We start from the raw sequence: 16,293 nt of genomic DNA, 5'->3' as shown, positions 1-16,293 counted from the left end.
CATGGCGCTTGCCAGGGGCCGGCGTACCGATCGCCGCATCGACTATTGGCCGGGCTTCGTCGACGCGCTGTCGACGCTGCTGCTCGCCATCATGTTCCTGCTCACCGTCTTCGTGTTGGCGCAGTTCCTGCTCGGGCGCGAAATCTCCGGCAAGGACACGGCGCTGTCGCGCCTCAATTCGCAGATCAACGAACTGACCCAGCTTCTGGCGCTGGAGCGCTCGACGGCGCAGGACAAGGACGATTCGCTGGCCAACCTGCAGGCGTCGCTGTCGGCGGCGGAGGCGGAGAAGAGCCGGCTCGAACAGTTGCTGGCGCAAGGCGCGGGTGCCGGCGACGCCGCCAACCAGCGAGCCGCGGCGCTGGGCGGCGAACTGGACAACCAGCGCCAGATCAGCCAGCAGGCGCTGAGCCAGGTCGAGATCCTCAACCAGCAGATCGCGGCATTGCGCAAGCAGATCGGCGCGCTCGAGGATGCCCTCAACGTCTCCGAAACGCGCGACCGCGATTCCAATACCAAGATCGCCGATCTCGGCCGTCGCCTGAACGTGGCGCTGGCGCAGCGTGTGCAGGAACTGAACCGCTACCGCTCCGATTTCTTCGGACGTCTGCGCGAAATCCTGGCCGATCGCGAGAACATCCGCATCGTCGGCGACCGCTTCGTGTTCCAGTCGGAGGTTCTGTTCCCGACCGGATCCGAAGTGATCAACGATGCCGGCAAGGTCGAGATGAAGAAGCTCGCCGACGCCATCATCGAACTGCAGAAAGAGATCCCGCCGGAGATCAACTGGGTGCTGCGCGTCGACGGCCACACCGACAACAAACCGCTGTCCGGCACCGGCCGTTATCGCGACAATTGGGAACTGTCGACGGCGCGCTCGACCTCGGTGGTCAAGTTCCTGATCGAGAATGGCGTGCCGGCCAACCGGCTCGTCGCCGCCGGCTTCGGGGAATTCCAGCCGCTCGATCCCGCCGACACCGAAGAGGCGCGCAACAAGAACCGCCGCATTGAACTGAAGCTCACCGAACGTTGATCCATCATCACGCGAACTCACGCGAAATTGTTCGCCGGCTCAACTCTAGGGCGCAGGCATCCGCCGGCAAGGCCTGAAAAGATTATCTTTTTTTAATTACACTTCGCGCCGAAGCGCTCCTAGCTTGCCGCGCAGGGCCGAGAACCGCCGGCGATGCCTCCCATCGCGACGCGACGGGACTGGACGACCCAAAATGGCCGGAAGGCGAGGCGGCGCGGCCGCTCTCCCTTCCCAGCAGGAGGAAGCGCACCATGCGCTCATCAGCATCTCTCAAGACTGCAACGCTTGCCGCAGTTCTCATTGCCGTCCCGCTCGCCGGCGCCTATGCCGCGGGCCACCACAAGGGTGCTCTCGACGCGACCGCCCCCACCGACATGGCAGGTCCTCGTGTCGAGGCGCTCGTAGAGCAGGTCCAGGGTGTTCATCAGGGCATCGTCGACGCCAGGCAAGCCAACCACATCACCCCGGCCGTCGCGGAGCGCCTGGAAATGCGCACCGCCCGCATCAGTCAGGTCGCCGAGAGGATAGCCGCGTCGGATCACGGCAGGATCCCGGCCGCGCAATACCATGACCTGCTGCGCCGGCTCGACAATGTGGATCAACGTCTGATGGTCGACACCGGCAGCGGTTTCCTGATGGGTGATGGTGCCGACGGCGGGAACTATCCGAACGGCTGAGGGCTATTCCGGCCTGCAAACGTCCTCGGGGAAGGGACCCATTGACGCCTTCGGGACCCCAATCCCGCTGGCGTCCTTTTTCTTTCCTTACCAGCCCATCCTGCCTACCAACCGAGCCAGGCCGCGACCAGGGCGACCACCGCCGGCACGGTCTGGATGTACAGGATCTTGCGGCCGACCGTCGCCGCGCCATAGAGACCGGCAATGGCCACGCACAACAGGAAGAAGGCCTTGACCTGGAAACCGGCGGCGCCGAGGTAAAGCCCCCAGATCAGGCCGGCGGCGAGAAAGCCGTTATAGAGACCCTGATTGGCGGCGAGCACTTTGGAGGCGCCGGCGAATTCCGGCGTCAGGCGGAATGTCTTGTGCCCGCGCGGCGTGTCCCAAAGCACCATCTCGAGATAGACGATGTAGACATGGATCAAGGCCACCAGCCCGACCAGGATGTTGCCGATCATTCTGCTCCCCCTTCATCCATCGCCGGCAGCATTTCATGCCCAACCTCGCTTGCGCAAGCTGCATCTGCCGGATGGTATCCGAGGGTTGCCAATGCTTTTGCGTTGGTGTCTTTTCGCCCCGTCCTCAACCACGGAAGCCGCCATGTCCTTTCACAAACTCGACGATCTCGGCCACAAGCTCGAAGCGCTTGAGCATGCGCTGGCCATCCTCGGCGCCGATGAGGCGACCCACATGGCCGTCGGCGGTGGCGAGAAGCGCGCCGAGGCGATGGCGGCCCTTGCCGGCATGTATCACACCAGGGCGACCGCGCCGGAAATATCGGACTGGATCGCCGCGGCCGAAGGCGAGGCATTGGACGATGAGCAGCGGGCGGCTCTCGCCGAGCTGCGGCGGCAATACACCAACCTGACCTGCCTGCCGGTCGAATTCGTCGAGCGCCAGACGACGGCGCGCATGCGCTGCGAGCAATTGTGGCGTGCCCTGCGCGCCAAGAACGATTGGGCGGGTTTTCAGCCGGCGCTCGAAGGCGTGGTGGCGCTGGTGCGCGACGAGGCGGCCCTGCGCTCGGACGTGCTCGGCCTTGCCCCCTATGACGCGCTGATGGAACAATACGATCCCGGCAATCGCACGGCCGACATCACGCCCGTCTTCGCCGACCTCAAGGCCTTCCTCAAGGGCTTCGTGCCGGAGGCGTTGGCGATCCAGGAAGCGCGGCTGCGCAAGCATCCGCTGAAGCCGCTTTCGGGTACCTATGCCATCGACCGGCAGCGCGAACTCGGCCTTGCCATGATGGCGGCGGTCGGCTTCGACCTGACGCACGGCTCGCTGTCGGTATCGCACCATCCGTTCTGCGGCGGCGTGCCCAGCGACGTGCGCATCACCACGCGCTACAAGACCTCGGATTTCCTGTCGGCGCTGATGGGCGTGCTGCACGAGACCGGTCATGCGCTCTACGAACAGAACTTGCCCAAGGCGTGGGCGCACTGGCCGCTCGGCAAGGCCCGCGGCATGGCCGTGCATGAGAGCCAGAGCCTATTCGTCGAAAAGCAGATCGGGCGCAATCCTGCCTTCTGGCGCTGGGCGCTGCCGGTGGTGGAGAAGCATCTCGGCGAAGCCTGGTCGCTCGACGATATCCTGCCGCATGTGCATCGTGTCGAACGTGGCCTGATCCGCGTCGACGCCGACGAGGTGACCTATCCCTTGCACGTCATCCTTCGCTACGAACTGGAGCAGGAGCTTGTTTCGGGCAGCCTCGAAGTGGCTGATTTGCCCGAAGCCTGGGATGCCAGGATGCGCGACTATCTTGGTCTCTCGACCATCGACAACCCCGCCGACGGGCCGATGCAGGACGTCCATTGGCCGGGTGCCGCCTTCGGTTATTTCCCGTCCTATACGCTGGGCGCGATGATGGCGGCGCAGCAATGGGCCGCGCTGACGCGCGAGCATCCTTCAGCCGACGAAGACCTTGCAAAGGGGAATTTCGAGGCGATCAACGGTTGGCGCCGCGAGAAAATCTGGTCGCAGGGGTCGCGCTGGTCGACGCCGGACCTGCTTGAGCGCGCCACCGGCGAAAAGCTCAACGCCAAGCATTTCGTCAACCATTTGAGGCAGCGCTACGGCGGCTGAGATGCCGCCTGGGACGACAATTGTCCTTACGCCGAGGCGAACTGAACCTACTACTCCGCCGCGCCCCTGAAGGCGCTGGCGCCGGTCTCGAACTGCAGCTTGGCGAGCCTGGCATAGATGCCGCCCTTGGCGACCAGGCTCTGATGCGTGCCTTCCTCGACGATGCGGCCGCCATCCATGACCAGGATCCTGTTGGCCTTCAGCACCGTCGCCAGCCGGTGGGCGATGACGATGGTGGTGCGCCCCCGCATCAGCCGCTCGAGCGCGGTCTGCACCAGCGTCTCGCTTTCGGCGTCGAGGGCCGAGGTGGCCTCGTCGAGCAGCAGGATCGGCGCGTCGCGCAGGATGGCACGTGCAATCGCCACACGCTGGCGCTGGCCGCCGGACAGCGTCACGCCACGCTCGCCGACCTGGCTGTCATAGCCGTTCTCGAGCCTGAGGATAAACTCGTCGGCCAGTGCGTCCTTGGCCGCGGCCTCGATCTCGGCCTCGCTGGCGCCTGGCCGGCCGAAGCCGATATTGTCGCGCGCGCTCGCCGCGAAGATGGTGACGTCCTGCGGCACGATGGCGATGCGCTGCCTGACCACGACGGGATCGGCCTCGCGCACATCGACGCCGTCGATCAGGATCTTGCCGGTTTCCGGATCGTAGAAGCGCAGGATCAGCGAGAACACCGTGCTCTTGCCGGCACCCGAGGGACCGACGATGGCCACCGTCTCACCGGGCATGACTTGAAAACTCAGGTCGTGGACGGCGGCACGATCGGGCCTCGCCGGATAGGAGAAGGACACATTCTCGAAGACGATCGCGCCCTTGGCAACCGCCGGCAGCGGCTTCGGATCGGCCGGCGCCTGGATTGCCGGCGTCTCGGCCAGGATCTCGGTCAGCCGTTCGGCGGCGCCGGCGGCTTGCGCGAGTTCGCCCCAGACTTCCGACAGCGCGCCGAGCGCGCCGGCGGCGAACACCGAATAAAGGAGGAATTGGCCAAGCGTGCCAGGCGATATCGTGCCGTCGAGCACGTCGCGCGAGCCGAACCACAGCACCGCCACGACCGAGGAGAAAATGGTGAAGATGGCAAAGAAGGTGAGGAAGGAGCGCGCGAAGATCGAAGCGCGCGCTGCCTCGAAGGCCGCTTCCACCGCGCCCGAGAATCGTCCGGTGACCAGTCTCTCATTGGTGAAGGCCTGCAGCGTGCGCACCGCGCCGATCTGCTCGCTGGCATAGGCCGTCGCGTCGGCAAGCGTGTCCTGGGCCTGCCTTGACTTGCGCCGCACCGAGCGGCCGAAGGCGACCAGCGGCAGCACGATCACGGGGATCGCCCCGATGACCAGGCCGGAGAGTTTCGGGCTGGTGACGACCATCATGCCCACCGCGCCGAGGCCGAGGATGACATTGCGCAGCGCCACCGAAGCGGTGGCGCCTACCGCCGACTTGACCTGCGTGGTGTCGGCGGCGAGCCGTGACACGATTTCCCCCGATTGGGCGGTGTCGAAGAAGGCAGGCGACAGCGTCGTCACATGGGCAAAGACATCGCGCCTGATGTCGGCGACGACGCGCTCGCCGAGCGTGATGACGAAATAGTAACGGCCGGCCGACGCCGCGGCCAGCACGGCGGCCATCGCCACGAGGGCGCCGAAATATTCAGCGATGAAGGTGGTGCTGGCCGACGAGAAACCGTGGTCGATCATGCGCCGGACGGCCAGCGGCAGTGCCAATGTCGTTGCCGCGGCGATGGCCAGTGAAATAAGGGCGCCGATGACCAGCGTGCGATATCCGGCGATATACGGAAACAGGCGCCTGAGCGGCTTGAGCGAGCGTCGGCGCTCGTCTGCGCTGCTTGATTGCGCCATCTCGGTGTTCCTCTAGCCACTTCAGCCTATGCGCCTCAATATGCGCTTGCCGCGGCCTTGTGATTCAATTCCGGCTGATGTATAGGCACGCCGACCGTTTTAGAAGCCGTGGCTCCTCAATAGCTGCGGCTTCGAGTTTTAAAAAGAGGCGCATCGACGCAGGCTTATGCCCGTCCGCCGCGCCGGCAAGCCAGGAACAGAGCCATGAAGAGCGCAATCCATCCCGACTACCACACCATCAAGGTCGTCATGACCGACGGCACCGAATACACGACCCGTTCGACCTGGGGCAAGGAAGGCGATACGATGAACCTCGATATCGACCCGACCACCCACCCGGCCTGGACCGGCGGCCAGCAGACCCTGCTCGACCGCGGCGGCCGCCTGTCGAAGTTCAAGAAGCGTTTCGAAGGTTTCGGCCTCTAAGGCGAAGAGCTTTTTCGCGGATCAAGAGCCCGCCCTTGTGGCGGGTTTTTTGTTGCTTGGCCGAAGGCTGGGTCTTCGGCCCTATTCGGCCAGCAATTCCCTGAGTGCCATGCGCTTGTAGGCCGCGACCAGCCTGTCGCCCTCCTGCCTGTCGACCGAGATCGCCAGCCGCATGGCCGCCTCGCCCATCTGCCACACCAAGAATGCCGTCGTGTCGAGCGCCACCGGATCGGCATCGGGCCGCAGGCGCTTGAGTACCGCGATCAGAAATTCCGCGTTCGCGCGGCTGTCGGCGAGTTCGAGCTGGCGCAGCGCCTTGTCGGCCTGCGTGCCCGACCAGATGTCGCGCATCACCGGCTCGGCCAGGAACAGCTCGTAGTAAATATCGACCAGCTCCGAGAAAGCCTGCCGCAGGCCTTTGGCGTCGCTGACATCCCTGAGTGCCGCCGAGATACAAGCCTGGCTTTCCGCTGTGTAGCGTTCGGCCAGCGCCCAGACGATCGCCCTCTTGTCCGGAAAGAACTGGTAGAGCGAGCCGATCGACACCCCAGCCCGCTCCGCCACCTCGCCCATGCGCATTGCGTCGCTGCCTTGTTCGGCAATCAGCGCCGAGGCGGCGGCCAGCATGCGCTCGACCCGCTCGCGGCTGCGCTGCTGGCTTGGCGCCCGGCGCGGCGAACCGATCCGCTCATTGGTTTGCGTGCCTTCCATGACCGTCTCCAACAAACGCGCCCGGCAAAATCGCCGGGAACGACTTGACTTACAAAATACGAGGGTTTATCACGTTTTGCAAATGTGAGGTATGCTCACATTTTAGAGAGCAAACCGCCGCAACCGGCGTCTGGAGCAACTGAGATGATCAAGCTTCTTCCAACCCTCACCTTCATTGCCGCGATCGGCGCGGGCGTCGTCGGTGGCGTATTCTTCGCCTTTTCCAACTTCGTCATGGCGGCCCTTGCCCGGCTGCCCGTCCCAGCGGGCATCGCCGCGATGAATTCGATCAATGTCACGGTGATCACCCCGACCTTCATGACAGCGCTGTTTGGCACCGGCCTCATCTGCCTCGTTCTCATTGCCGCCGCTCTCTTGGGCTGGAGCCAGTCCGGCTCGTACTGGTTACTGGCCGGCGCGGTGATCTATCTGGTCGGCAACCCTATCGTGACCATGGTCTTCAACGTGCCGCTCAACGATGCTCTCGCCGCCGTCGACCCGGCCAGCAGCAACGGCGCTGCCGTGTGGGCGAACCATCTGAGCCAATGGGTGATGTGGAACCACGTCCGCACCGTCACCGCCATCGTGGCGATGGCGTGCTTTATCTTCGCATTGCTCTGAAGAGGTCTAACGAGACGCAAAAAACTCCGCTCAGGCGAGGTCTTTCTGCGTGTCACCCTTGTGGCCTTTGCGGTCGGCGTGACCGAGATCCCGATCCGGATCGATCACGTCGCGGACCAGCTGCTTGAGTTTGGCCGCGTCAGGGAAGCCGCCGTCGCGCTTGCGGTCCCAGACCAGCACATCGTTACAGGAGATGGTGAAGATGCCGCCGGTGCCCGGCACCAGCGTCACCTCGCCGAGATCGGTACCGAAGGTGGACAGCAGCTCCTGCGCCATCCAGCCGGCACGCAACAGCCACTGGCATTGCGTGCAGTAGGTAATGCGGATGGCCGGCAACTGAGCTTTGCTCATATCGGACGACCTTCGCTCACGCCGCGCTGAGCTTCGCCATCGTCTCGTCGTCGACTTCGAAGTTGGCGTAGACGCTTTGCACGTCGTCATCATCCTCGAGCGTGGCAACCAGCTTCATCAGCGATTGCGCCCGCTCTTCGTCGACGGGGACATTGTTCTGCGGCTTCCAGATCGCCTTGACCGATTCGGCCTCGCCGAGCGAGGTTTCAAGCGCCTTGGACACCTCGCCGAGAGTCTCGAAGGAGCAATAGATCGTGTGGCCTTCCTCGTCCGATTCGACATCGTCGGCGCCGGCTTCGATCGCCGCATCCATGATCTTGTCGGCGCTGCCGGCCGAGGCCGGATAGTAGATTTCGCCGGCGCGGTCCCACATGAACGACACCGATCCGGTTTCGCCGAGCGCGCCGCCGGCCTTGGTGAAGGCGGCGCGCACATTGGACGCCGAACGGTTGCGGTTGTCGGTCAGCGCCTCGACGATCACGGCGACGCCACCAGGCCCATACCCTTCGTAGCGCACCGCTTCGTAGTTTTCGGCGTCGCCCATCGAGGCCTTGTTGATGGCGCGCTGGATGTTGTCCTTGGGCATCGACACCGCCTTGGCGTTCTGGATCGCCAGGCGCAGGCGCGGGTTCATCGATGGGTCCGGCGTTCCGCTCTTGGCGGCGACGGTGATTTCGCGCGCCAGCTTGGAAAACATTTTCGACCGCACCGCGTCCTGACGGCCCTTGCGGTGCATGATGTTCTTGAACTGTGAATGGCCAGCCATGGCACCCCTGTCGTGTTCGGCTAGAGCGTCTTGCCGCGAGATGCGTCATCTCGCCTTTGCAAAAGGCTCGAATTCAATTTCAGAGCGTCCGGGTGAACGTACGGCGCCCTGTGTCGGAATGGCCGGCTTATAGATAAATCGGCTCAATTCGTCCAGCCGCGCCGCGTTGCCGGGCACTCGGCATGCGGCGGCCCGGCAAGCAGGCTTTGCCCGGCCTTTGTCCTACCCTTAGAGATCGGAGTCCTACCCTTCCAGATCGGACTTCAGCCGGCCGATGATGCTGAGCGCATGGCCGGCATACTGGCTGATCCAGCGGTCGTGTATCTGCTTGATTGGCAACGCATTGAGATGGTTCCAGCGCTCGCGTCCGTCGCGGCGCGCGACGATCAGGTCCGCCTCCTCCAGCACCTTGAGATGCAGCATGACCGTGCAGCGGTCGATATCGGGAAAGGCTTCGCACAGCATGCCGGTGGTCTTTGGCTCGTCTTTCAACCGATCCAGCATTTCGCGCCGGCGCGGATGCGCCAGCGCCTTGAAAACATTGTCGTCCTGCGATCGGCTTGACATGTTATGTTTCTATAACACATCGTCGGCTCATTCAAGCAAGGAGCTGTGGATATGTCTCTTGGATTCAGCGTTGCAGGGCGCATCGGCAAACCGGTCGCCGAAGTCTTCGACGCGGTCGTCAACCCGAAGAAGCTGAGCGGCTATTTCACCACCATCGGCGGTGCGAGCGCGCCATTGGTGGCCGGTTCGGCTGTCGTCTGGTGGGGCAAGGTGCCGGTCGAGGTCGACGAAGTGGTCAAGGACAGCCGCATCGTGCTGCGCTGGGATGCCACCGACGCCGTCGGCAAGCTCGCCTACAAAACCCGCATCGAGATGAATTTCGAGCCGCTCGACGATGGCGGCACCTTCGTCACCATCGCCGAGAGCGGCTGGCAGGAAGGCGCGGTCGGCCTGAAGAAGTCCTACCTGAATTGCGAGGGCTGGTCGCAGATGCTGGCCTGCATGAAGGCCTATGTCGAATACGGCATCAATCTGCGCGACGGCTATTACCGCAGCGAGATGAAGGGCGAACCCGCCAGCGAAAACAACATTTGAAAAACGGAGCCCAGTCATGACCGCGAAGATCACCGGCGGCATCAACATCGCCATGAAGGTGCCATCGCACCAGTACGAAGCGACGATCGCCTTCTACCGCGATGTCGTCGGCCTCAAGCCGTTCACAGCCAAGGCGCCGGCCATCGGTTTCGAGTTCGGTCCCAACAGGCTTTGGATCGACGAGGCGCCGACGATGAGCCAGGCCGAGATCTGGCTGGAGCTTTTCACGCGGGATTTTCCGGACGCCGCGGATCATCTGGCCAAGGCGGGAATTGTGCGTTGCGATGCCGTCGAGCCCTTGGACGCGGGTTTCCGAGGTGGTTGGATCACCAATCCGGCCAACATCATCCATATGGTGCGCGAACCCGACGCCTGGTGAGGGCGTATTCGAAAGGAGATCGCCATGGAAATCCGTGAGACACCGACAGCCGAAGCCGCCATGCTGATCCGGCGGCCGGTCGCTGAGGTTTTCGAAGCCGTCGTCGATCCGGCGATCACGACCAAATTCTGGTTCACCCATGGCAGCGGCCGGCTTGATGGCGGCAAACCGGTTCAGTGGGAGTGGCGCATGTATGGGGTCTCGACGACAGTCGAGGTCAGCGAGATCGTCAGGGACAAGAAGATCGTCATGACGTGGAGCGATCCGCCGACCACGGTGGTCTGGACCTTCACCGAAATGCCTGGCGAAGCGACATTCCTCGAGGTCCACAATTTCGGCTTTGCCGGCAATGGCGACGAGCAGGTGAAACAAGCGGTCGGCTCAACCGACGGCTTTGCGCTTGTGCTCGCCGGCGCCAAGGCCTGGCTGGAACAGGGCCTGACGCTCGGCTTGATGGGTGACCGCCATCCGAAGGGTGTTCCGGGGCACTAGGCTCGCCCCGGCCGACCAGTATCAGTGGCCGTCGCCGGTTTTCGCTTTCTTGCGCCGCCGCGCCAGCATGTTGAGCCCCTCGACCAGCGCCGAAAAACCCATCGCCGCATAGATGTAGCCCTTGGGCACATGATAGCCCATGCCGTCGGCGATCAGCGTCATGCCGATCATCAGCAGGAAGCCCAGCGCCAGCATGACGATGCTGGGGTTCTTGGCGATGAAGTCCGCCAGCGGTCCGGCCGCCAGCATCATCACGGTCACGGCCGCGATGACCGCGATATACATGATGGCGATCTCGTCGGTCATGCCGACGGCGGTGATGATGGAATCGATGGAGAAGACGAGGTCGAGCAGCAGGATCTGGAAGATCGCGCCGGCAAGCGAGATCTTGAGCGTTTCGCCCAGCATCGTGTCCTGATGGTCGTCGGGATCGACCGTGTGGTGGATCTCCTTGGTCGCCTTCCACACCAGGAACAGACCGCCGGCGATCAGAATCAGGTCGCGCCAGGAGAAGCCGTGGCCGAACGCCGTGAAGACCGGCGTCGTCAGTTGGACGATGATGGAAATGGTGGCGAGCAGCACCAGGCGCATGACCAGCGCCGCCGAGATGCCAAGACGCCGCGCGCGAGCTCTCTGCTCCACGGGCAGCTTGTTGGTGAGGATCGAGATGAAGATCAGGTTGTCGATGCCGAGCACGATCTCGAGCACCACCAGCGTCAGCAGCGCGACCCAGGCGGTCGGGTCGGAAACGAATTGAAAATGCGGCGCCAGGAATTCGATAAGCTGCATGGAGGTCGTCCCCTACGATCTAGAGCAGTGTCGCCGGCAATTAGGTACTGCGACCCCCTATATCAATGTCACGCCCAGAAGGACGGAGCCGTTTCTTCCAGCCTTGGCCCGCGACGAAACGGCGCGATCTTCTCGGTCAGCCCCGTGCGGTCGGAAATATCGACGCCGACGCCGCACAACGTCGCCGGTCCCGTCGCTGCCTCGAAACGCCCTTTCGGCACTTTCGACAGGAACCGGTTGAGCGGTTCTTCCTTGTCCATGCCGAGCGAGGAATCATAGTCACCGCACATGCCGGCATCCGACAGGTACCCGGTGCCGCCATTGAGGATCTGGTGGTCGGCGGTGGGCTGGTGCGTGTGAGTGCCGACGACGAGACTGGCGCGGCCATCGACAAAATGCGCGAAGCACATTTTTTCCGAGGTTGCCTCGGCGTGGAAGTCGATCACCACCGCATCCGCCTGCTCGCCGAGCGGACAGGCGGCAAGCTCGCGTTCGCCGGCCTGGAAGGGATCGTCGAGTTCCGGGTGCATGAACACCCGGCCCATAATGTTGGCGACCAGCACGCGCGCGCCGTTTTTGGCGATGTAGACACCCGAGCCGCGCCCGGGCGTGCCTTTGGGGAAATTGGAAGGCCGCAGGAACCGCTGCTCGCGCGGCGCGAAGGCCAGAGCGTCGCGCTGGTCCCAAACATGGTTGCCGGTGGTCACGACATCGCAGCCCGCCGCGATCGTCTCACGCAAGATCTCTTCGGTGATGCCGAAGCCGCCGGCCGCGTTCTCGCCGTTGACGATGACGAAATCGAGCTTGAAGTCGGAGATCAGGCCAGGCAGTTGTTCCCATACCGCGGTGCGGCCCGTCTTGCCGACCATGTCCCCGAGGAAAAGAAGTCGCATCTATGCTGATCCCGAAAAGTTGCATGACTTTTCGGCAAAGATCATGCGTTTCAAAGAACTATCTACAATTTTGGCGCAAAGCGGCGCAACCCGCTCTCGGTGAGTATTTCCGGGATGACGACGTCATGGGGCTCGTCTGGAACTTGCGAAACTTCTTGGCAGTCGAAGGCGATGCCGATCAGCCGGGGCGCGAGCCCCTTGTCGACGAGCTTCGCGATCGCCCGGTCGTAATAGCCGGCGCCATATCCGATGCGGTGACCGCGCGCGTCGAAGGCGGCGAGCGGCACCAGCACGACCGAAGGATCGAGAACTTCGGCCTCAGCATGCGGCCCGACCGTGCCAAAGCCCATGTCGACCATCGGCGCGCCGCGAACCAGTTCGCGAAAGACGATGGTGGTCTTGTCGAGAATGGCAGGCAGGCAGAGCCGTGCGCCCTTCTCTCGCAAGGCGAACATCAGCGGCCTGACATCGACCTCCGAGCGCATCGGCCAGAAACCGGAGACGATCTGACCGGGCCCGATCTCCAGATGGTCGCGCGCCGTCTCCGCCATTTCGAGCGCAGCCTCCACCCGCCAGAATGCATCGAGACCGTCGCGGCGGGCGAGTGCCTCGAGACGCAGCTTTTTTTTCAAGTCTTTGGGAGAGGTCATGCGGCCAAGGTAGAAAAGGTCAGAGCTGTGCGGGGTCTCAAGTGCGACGTTTTCCACCGCATCATCCACCAAGATGCGTGGACACGTTGCGACAAGTGACGATCCACACAACCGGTGGAGAGAGCGATCCCGGGAACCTACAAAGTAGGTGGGCGCCGTGTGAGAAAACCCACGGGTCTTCCCAGGGACAGCTCCCTAAGGATCGTTAAGGCCCCGGGGAAAATGTTCTCCTGCCGGGAAGCACAGACCGTCCTGCCCAATATAGGCCGCTGGTGGCTCAAGCGCCAGTGACGCAGGCAGTCTCGGTGGCTTTATTCGCCATCCGCACCGCACCCTTGCACAGCCGCGGCGGCGTCCTTACGGTCGCGACGACCAACCAAGGAGCAAAAATGCGTTTCGAAGGCACGGCGGCCTATGTCGCCGACAAGGATCTGATGGTGGCGGTCAACGCGGCGATCGCGCTGGAGCGGCCCTTGCTGGTCAAGGGCGAGCCCGGCACCGGCAAGACGGAACTCGCCCGCCAGGTGGCGGCGGCACTCGGCCTCGACCTGATCGAGTGGCACGTCAAATCGACGACGCGGGCGCAGCAAGGCCTCTACGAATACGATGCGGTGTCACGGCTGCGCGACAGCCAGCTCGGCGATGTCAGGTTCAACGACATCAAGAACTACATCAAGCGAGGCAAGCTTTGGGAGGCATTCGCGGCCGACAAGAAGGTCGTGCTTCTGATCGACGAGATCGACAAGGCCGACATCGAATTCCCCAACGACCTGCTGCAGGAACTCGATCGGATGGAGTTCTTCGTCTACGAGACCGGCGAGACCATCCGCGCCGCCGTTCGCCCGATCGTCATCATCACCTCCAACAACGAGAAGGAGTTGCCGGACGCTTTCCTGCGCCGCTGCTTCTTCCACTACATCCGCTTTCCCGACGTCGACACGCTGCACAGAATCGTTGACGTGCACTATCCTGGCATCAAGCAGAACCTGGTGCGCGCGGCCCTCACCCAGTTCTATGAAATTCGCGACGTGCCAGGCTTGAAGAAGAAGCCATCGACCTCCGAGGCGCTCGACTGGATCCGCCTGCTGGTCGCCGACGACATCGCGCCGGAGGATTTGCGCGCCGACCCCAAGAACGCATTGCCTAAACTGCATGGCGCCCTGTTGAAGAACGAGCAGGACGTGCATCTGTTCGAGCGGCTGGCATTCATGGCGAGAAGACAGCAATAGGGCAGCGCTTTCCCCGGCTGTGGACCGTTGCCGCGGGCCGAAGAGAAGGTCAGCTTCGGCCAGAACCCTTCGGAGGAGATAAAATGTCTGAGATCGTTGTCCGCCCGCTCGCGCAATCCGACCACGCCGACTGGCACCGCCTGTGGACCGATTATCTGACCTTCTACGAAACCAAGCTGCCGGAAGAGGTCTATGCCATCACCTGGAAACGGTTATTCACCGAAGGCGAGTTCGAGCCGAAGGGTTTTATCGCCACATCGGGCGGCAAGGCCGTCGGCCTCACCCATTATCTCTACCATCGCTCCGGCTGGTCGGAGAAAAACAACTGCTACCTGCAGGATCTGTTCGCCGACCCGGATGTGCGCGGAAAGGGCATCGGCGCGGCCCTCATCGAGGCGGTGAAGCAGGAGGCCGGCAAAATCGGCGTGAAGAACGTCTACTGGATGACGCACGAAACCAATGCCACCGCCCGCAAGCTCTACGACCATGTCGCGCGCAGGACGGGCTTTATCGAGTATGATTTGCTGTAACCGGCCATGTTCATCCCCTTCTTCCTCGAGCTGAAGGCAGCGCGCGTTCCCGTCTCGCTCAGGGAATACCTCTCTCTGCTGGAGGGGCTGGCCGCCGGGCTGGTCGATTACGACGTCGAGGGTTTTTATTATCTCGCCCGTGCCGCTTTGGTGAAGGACGAACGCCATATCGACCGCTTCGACCAGGTCTTCGCGCATGTCTTCAAGGGCGTCGAGGCACTGGGCGGGCCGGATGCGGTCGACGTCGCCAATATTCCCGAGGAATGGCTGCGCCGGCTCGCCGAAAAGCACCTGACCGAGGAAGAGAAAAAGCTGGTCGAGGCGCTGGGCGGTTTCGACAGGCTGATGGAGACGCTAAAGCAGCGGCTCGAGGAACAGAAGGGCCGCCACCAGGGCGGTTCGAAATGGATCGGCACCGGCGGCACCTCTCCCTTCGGCGCCTATGGCTACAACCCCGAAGGCGTGCGCATCGGCCAGAACGAAAGCCGCAACCGTCGCGCGGTGAAAGTCTGGGACAAGCGCGAGTTCCGGAATCTCGACGATGCGGTCGAACTCGGCACCCGCAACATCAAGATCGCGCTGAAGCGCCTGCGCCGCTGGGTGCGCGAGGGCGCCGAGGAAGAATTCGACCTGCCCGGTACCATCCACGCCACCGCCGAGCACGGCTATCTCGACGTCCAGACACGGCCCGAGCGCCGCAATGCGGTGAAGCTCCTGATGTTCTTCGATGTCGGCGGCTCGATGGACGATCATATCAAGAGCGTCGAGGAGCTGTTTTCCGCCGCCCGCGCCGAATTCCGCCAGCTCGAATATTTCTATTTCCACAACTGCCTCTACGAAGGCGTGTGGAAGGACAATCGCCGCCGCCATGCCGAGACGATCTCGACCTTCGATCTCATCCACAAATATGGCCCCGACTACAAGGTCATCGTCGTCGGTGATGCCTCGATGAGCCCATACGAGATCGCCCACCCAGGCGGCTCGGTGGAACACTGGAACCCCGAGGCCGGAGCCGTCTGGCTCGGCCGGCTGCTGCGGCAATGGCCGAACGCGGTGTGGCTTAACCCCGAGAACGAGAAGAACTGGGGCTTTACTCATTCGATCGCGATAATCCGTGACATCTTCGGCGGCCGCATGTTCCCGTTGACACTGGCCGGACTGGAGGGCGCCACGAGGCAATTGTCGCGCAAACATTGAGATATCCGGAGCGGTCGGACTGGGCAGGTCTGTAACAAACCCCTATCTTGTTGCGAATATCCGGTTGCAACCAAGAACGAGCCGCCAAGGCTGAGGAGATCAAATGGACACCCACACCTACCCCGTCACCCGCACCGACGCCGAATGGCGCGCCCGGCTGACGCCGGAGCAATACGCCGTCATGCGCAACCATGGCACCGAGCGGCCGGGAAGCTGTGCCCTGCTGTACGAGAAGCGTGCCGGTACTTTTTCCTGCGTCGGCTGCGACCAACCGCTGTTCCAATCCACGCTGAAATTCGAGAGCGGCACCGGCTGGCCGAGCTTCAACGATCCCGTGCCGGGCTCGGTCGAGAACACCGTCGACCGCAGCTACGGCATGGTCCGCACCGAATGCCATTGCGCCCGTTGCGGCAGCCATCTCGGCCATGTCTTCGAGGACGGCCCGCCGCCGACCGGCCTGCGCTACTGCATCAATGGCGTGGCGCTGAAATTCGAGCCGGCCGGCTGAACAAC

General features: G+C 63.2%; 21 protein-coding genes and 1 other RNA gene. 12 read left to right on the top strand and 10 right to left on the bottom strand.

What is annotated here, in order from left to right; all coding sequences use genetic code 11:
- Position 1 precedes the first annotated feature (1 nt).
- A complete protein-coding gene (locus FJ943_RS04355; RefSeq protein WP_023771699.1) occupies positions 2-1,033 on the top strand; it encodes a peptidoglycan -binding protein in 1,032 nt (343 codons plus the stop codon).
- Positions 1,034-1,284: 251 nt separating this feature from the next.
- Positions 1,285-1,710: a hypothetical protein gene (locus FJ943_RS04350; RefSeq protein WP_140719983.1), complete on the top strand. Its 426-nt coding sequence runs from the start codon at positions 1,285-1,287 to the stop codon at positions 1,708-1,710.
- Between the two features lie 104 nt (positions 1,711-1,814).
- Here the strand turns inward: FJ943_RS04350 and FJ943_RS04345 are convergent, their stop codons facing one another.
- A complete protein-coding gene (locus FJ943_RS04345; protein ID WP_140719981.1) occupies positions 1,815-2,168 on the bottom strand; it encodes a DUF1304 domain-containing protein in 354 nt (117 codons plus the stop codon).
- 142 nt (positions 2,169-2,310) lie between these two features.
- Here FJ943_RS04345 and FJ943_RS04340 point away from each other — a divergent pair, with 142 nt between their 5' ends.
- On the top strand, positions 2,311-3,795 hold the full coding sequence (locus FJ943_RS04340; protein ID WP_140719980.1) for a carboxypeptidase M32: 1,485 nt from the start codon (positions 2,311-2,313) through the stop codon (positions 3,793-3,795).
- A gap of 50 nt (positions 3,796-3,845) precedes the next feature.
- On the opposite strand, the gene FJ943_RS04335 is transcribed toward FJ943_RS04340, so the two are convergent.
- The gene (locus FJ943_RS04335; RefSeq protein WP_140719978.1) at positions 3,846-5,645 is read right to left on the bottom strand and encodes an ABC transporter transmembrane domain-containing protein; all 1,800 of its coding nucleotides are present in this window, start codon (positions 5,643-5,645) and stop codon (positions 3,846-3,848) included.
- Between the two features lie 204 nt (positions 5,646-5,849).
- On the opposite strand from FJ943_RS04335, the gene rpmE reads away from it, so the two are divergent.
- Complete coding sequence (gene rpmE / locus FJ943_RS04330; protein WP_010912060.1) at positions 5,850-6,071, top strand: 50S ribosomal protein L31; 222 nt, start codon at positions 5,850-5,852, stop codon at positions 6,069-6,071.
- 81 nt (positions 6,072-6,152) lie between these two features.
- Here the strand turns inward: rpmE and FJ943_RS04325 are convergent, their stop codons facing one another.
- The gene (locus tag FJ943_RS04325) at positions 6,153-6,782 is read right to left on the bottom strand and encodes a TetR/AcrR family transcriptional regulator (RefSeq protein WP_140616624.1); all 630 of its coding nucleotides are present in this window, start codon (positions 6,780-6,782) and stop codon (positions 6,153-6,155) included.
- A 144-nt stretch (positions 6,783-6,926) separates the two neighbouring features.
- On the opposite strand from FJ943_RS04325, the gene FJ943_RS04320 reads away from it, so the two are divergent.
- The gene (locus FJ943_RS04320) at positions 6,927-7,403 is read left to right on the top strand and encodes a DUF1772 domain-containing protein (protein WP_015315239.1); all 477 of its coding nucleotides are present in this window, start codon (positions 6,927-6,929) and stop codon (positions 7,401-7,403) included.
- 30 nt (positions 7,404-7,433) lie between these two features.
- Here the strand turns inward: FJ943_RS04320 and FJ943_RS04315 are convergent, their stop codons facing one another.
- The 3 genes from FJ943_RS04315 to FJ943_RS04305 form a co-directional block, all read right to left on the bottom strand.
- Entirely contained in the window at positions 7,434-7,754 is a 321-nt protein-coding gene (locus FJ943_RS04315; protein ID WP_015315238.1) for a SelT/SelW/SelH family protein, read from the bottom strand.
- Between the two features lie 16 nt (positions 7,755-7,770).
- Entirely contained in the window at positions 7,771-8,520 is a 750-nt protein-coding gene (locus FJ943_RS04310; protein ID WP_015315237.1) for a YebC/PmpR family DNA-binding transcriptional regulator, read from the bottom strand.
- 243 nt (positions 8,521-8,763) lie between these two features.
- Entirely contained in the window at positions 8,764-9,087 is a 324-nt protein-coding gene (locus tag FJ943_RS04305; protein ID WP_140719976.1) for a helix-turn-helix domain-containing protein, read from the bottom strand.
- A gap of 51 nt (positions 9,088-9,138) precedes the next feature.
- On the opposite strand from FJ943_RS04305, the gene FJ943_RS04300 reads away from it, so the two are divergent.
- From FJ943_RS04300 to FJ943_RS04290, 3 genes are read left to right on the top strand one after another with little or no spacing between them, the layout of a single operon-like run.
- Positions 9,139-9,621 (top strand): SRPBCC domain-containing protein, encoded by a 483-nt coding sequence (locus FJ943_RS04300; RefSeq protein WP_140662618.1) that lies wholly within the window; start codon positions 9,139-9,141, stop codon positions 9,619-9,621.
- Positions 9,622-9,637: 16 nt separating this feature from the next.
- Positions 9,638-10,000 (top strand): hypothetical protein, encoded by a 363-nt coding sequence (locus tag FJ943_RS04295; RefSeq protein WP_140662616.1) that lies wholly within the window; start codon positions 9,638-9,640, stop codon positions 9,998-10,000.
- Positions 10,001-10,024: 24 nt separating this feature from the next.
- A complete protein-coding gene (locus FJ943_RS04290; RefSeq protein WP_140662614.1) occupies positions 10,025-10,492 on the top strand; it encodes an SRPBCC family protein in 468 nt (155 codons plus the stop codon).
- 21 nt (positions 10,493-10,513) lie between these two features.
- Here FJ943_RS04290 and FJ943_RS04285 read toward each other — a convergent pair whose 3' ends face one another.
- The 4 genes from FJ943_RS04285 to ssrS all read right to left on the bottom strand — a co-directional run bounded on the left by FJ943_RS04285 (position 10,514) and on the right by ssrS (position 13,076).
- Positions 10,514-11,281: a TerC family protein gene (locus FJ943_RS04285; protein ID WP_015315232.1), complete on the bottom strand. Its 768-nt coding sequence runs from the start codon at positions 11,279-11,281 to the stop codon at positions 10,514-10,516.
- 68 nt (positions 11,282-11,349) lie between these two features.
- Positions 11,350-12,174, bottom strand: a complete 825-nt coding sequence (locus tag FJ943_RS04280) for a YmdB family metallophosphoesterase (RefSeq protein WP_015315231.1) — start codon at positions 12,172-12,174, stop codon at positions 11,350-11,352.
- Between the two features lie 62 nt (positions 12,175-12,236).
- Complete coding sequence (locus FJ943_RS04275; RefSeq protein ID WP_041163649.1) at positions 12,237-12,824, bottom strand: 5-formyltetrahydrofolate cyclo-ligase; 588 nt, start codon at positions 12,822-12,824, stop codon at positions 12,237-12,239.
- A gap of 96 nt (positions 12,825-12,920) precedes the next feature.
- Positions 12,921-13,076, bottom strand: a non-coding RNA gene (gene ssrS, locus FJ943_RS04270) — 6S RNA.
- Positions 13,077-13,213: 137 nt separating this feature from the next.
- Between ssrS and FJ943_RS04265 the strand changes: the two genes are divergently transcribed.
- From FJ943_RS04265 to msrB, 4 genes are all read left to right on the top strand, one after another.
- Positions 13,214-14,053, top strand: a complete 840-nt coding sequence (locus FJ943_RS04265; protein ID WP_140719974.1) for a MoxR family ATPase — start codon at positions 13,214-13,216, stop codon at positions 14,051-14,053.
- A gap of 83 nt (positions 14,054-14,136) precedes the next feature.
- Positions 14,137-14,583 carry a GNAT family N-acetyltransferase gene (locus FJ943_RS04260; protein WP_015315228.1) on the top strand — a complete coding sequence of 149 codons (447 nt, stop codon included), beginning with the start codon at positions 14,137-14,139 and terminating at the stop codon, positions 14,581-14,583.
- Positions 14,584-14,589: 6 nt separating this feature from the next.
- Positions 14,590-15,780 (top strand): VWA domain-containing protein, encoded by a 1,191-nt coding sequence (locus FJ943_RS04255; RefSeq protein ID WP_140719972.1) that lies wholly within the window; start codon positions 14,590-14,592, stop codon positions 15,778-15,780.
- A gap of 103 nt (positions 15,781-15,883) precedes the next feature.
- On the top strand, positions 15,884-16,288 hold the full coding sequence (gene msrB, locus FJ943_RS04250) for a peptide-methionine (R)-S-oxide reductase MsrB (protein ID WP_015315226.1): 405 nt from the start codon (positions 15,884-15,886) through the stop codon (positions 16,286-16,288).
- The last annotated feature ends 5 nt before the right edge of the window (positions 16,289-16,293 follow it).

It is taken from the genome of Mesorhizobium sp. B2-3-10 (assembly GCF_006442275.1).
Taxonomy (GTDB): Bacteria; Pseudomonadota; Alphaproteobacteria; order Rhizobiales; family Rhizobiaceae; genus Mesorhizobium; species Mesorhizobium australicum.
Note: the sequence above shows the minus strand (reverse complement) of the source record. Positions and strands in the feature narration are given on the sequence as shown.

Coding starts and splice junctions, on each gene's coding strand:
- FJ943_RS04305 (WP_140719976.1), bottom strand. CDS start 9,087: ATGTCAAGCCGATCGCAGGACGACAATGTTTTCAAGGCGCTGGCGCAT.
- FJ943_RS04295 (WP_140662616.1), top strand. CDS start 9,638: ATGACCGCGAAGATCACCGGCGGCATCAACATCGCCATGAAGGTGCCA.
- FJ943_RS04300 (WP_140662618.1), top strand. CDS start 9,139: ATGTCTCTTGGATTCAGCGTTGCAGGGCGCATCGGCAAACCGGTCGCC.
- rpmE (WP_010912060.1), top strand. CDS start 5,850: ATGAAGAGCGCAATCCATCCCGACTACCACACCATCAAGGTCGTCATG.
- FJ943_RS04310 (WP_015315237.1), bottom strand. CDS start 8,520: ATGGCTGGCCATTCACAGTTCAAGAACATCATGCACCGCAAGGGCCGT.
- FJ943_RS04350 (WP_140719983.1), top strand. CDS start 1,285: ATGCGCTCATCAGCATCTCTCAAGACTGCAACGCTTGCCGCAGTTCTC.
- FJ943_RS04345 (WP_140719981.1), bottom strand. CDS start 2,168: ATGATCGGCAACATCCTGGTCGGGCTGGTGGCCTTGATCCATGTCTAC.
- FJ943_RS04290 (WP_140662614.1), top strand. CDS start 10,025: ATGGAAATCCGTGAGACACCGACAGCCGAAGCCGCCATGCTGATCCGG.
- FJ943_RS04320 (WP_015315239.1), top strand. CDS start 6,927: ATGATCAAGCTTCTTCCAACCCTCACCTTCATTGCCGCGATCGGCGCG.
- msrB (WP_015315226.1), top strand. CDS start 15,884: ATGGACACCCACACCTACCCCGTCACCCGCACCGACGCCGAATGGCGC.
- FJ943_RS04340 (WP_140719980.1), top strand. CDS start 2,311: ATGTCCTTTCACAAACTCGACGATCTCGGCCACAAGCTCGAAGCGCTT.
- FJ943_RS04335 (WP_140719978.1), bottom strand. CDS start 5,645: ATGGCGCAATCAAGCAGCGCAGACGAGCGCCGACGCTCGCTCAAGCCG.
- FJ943_RS04325 (WP_140616624.1), bottom strand. CDS start 6,782: ATGGAAGGCACGCAAACCAATGAGCGGATCGGTTCGCCGCGCCGGGCG.
- FJ943_RS04260 (WP_015315228.1), top strand. CDS start 14,137: ATGTCTGAGATCGTTGTCCGCCCGCTCGCGCAATCCGACCACGCCGAC.
- FJ943_RS04315 (WP_015315238.1), bottom strand. CDS start 7,754: ATGAGCAAAGCTCAGTTGCCGGCCATCCGCATTACCTACTGCACGCAA.
- FJ943_RS04285 (WP_015315232.1), bottom strand. CDS start 11,281: ATGCAGCTTATCGAATTCCTGGCGCCGCATTTTCAATTCGTTTCCGAC.
- FJ943_RS04355 (WP_023771699.1), top strand. CDS start 2: ATGGCGCTTGCCAGGGGCCGGCGTACCGATCGCCGCATCGACTATTGG.
- FJ943_RS04255 (WP_140719972.1), top strand. CDS start 14,590: ATGTTCATCCCCTTCTTCCTCGAGCTGAAGGCAGCGCGCGTTCCCGTC.
- FJ943_RS04280 (WP_015315231.1), bottom strand. CDS start 12,174: ATGCGACTTCTTTTCCTCGGGGACATGGTCGGCAAGACGGGCCGCACC.
- FJ943_RS04275 (WP_041163649.1), bottom strand. CDS start 12,824: ATGACCTCTCCCAAAGACTTGAAAAAAAAGCTGCGTCTCGAGGCACTC.
- FJ943_RS04265 (WP_140719974.1), top strand. CDS start 13,214: ATGCGTTTCGAAGGCACGGCGGCCTATGTCGCCGACAAGGATCTGATG.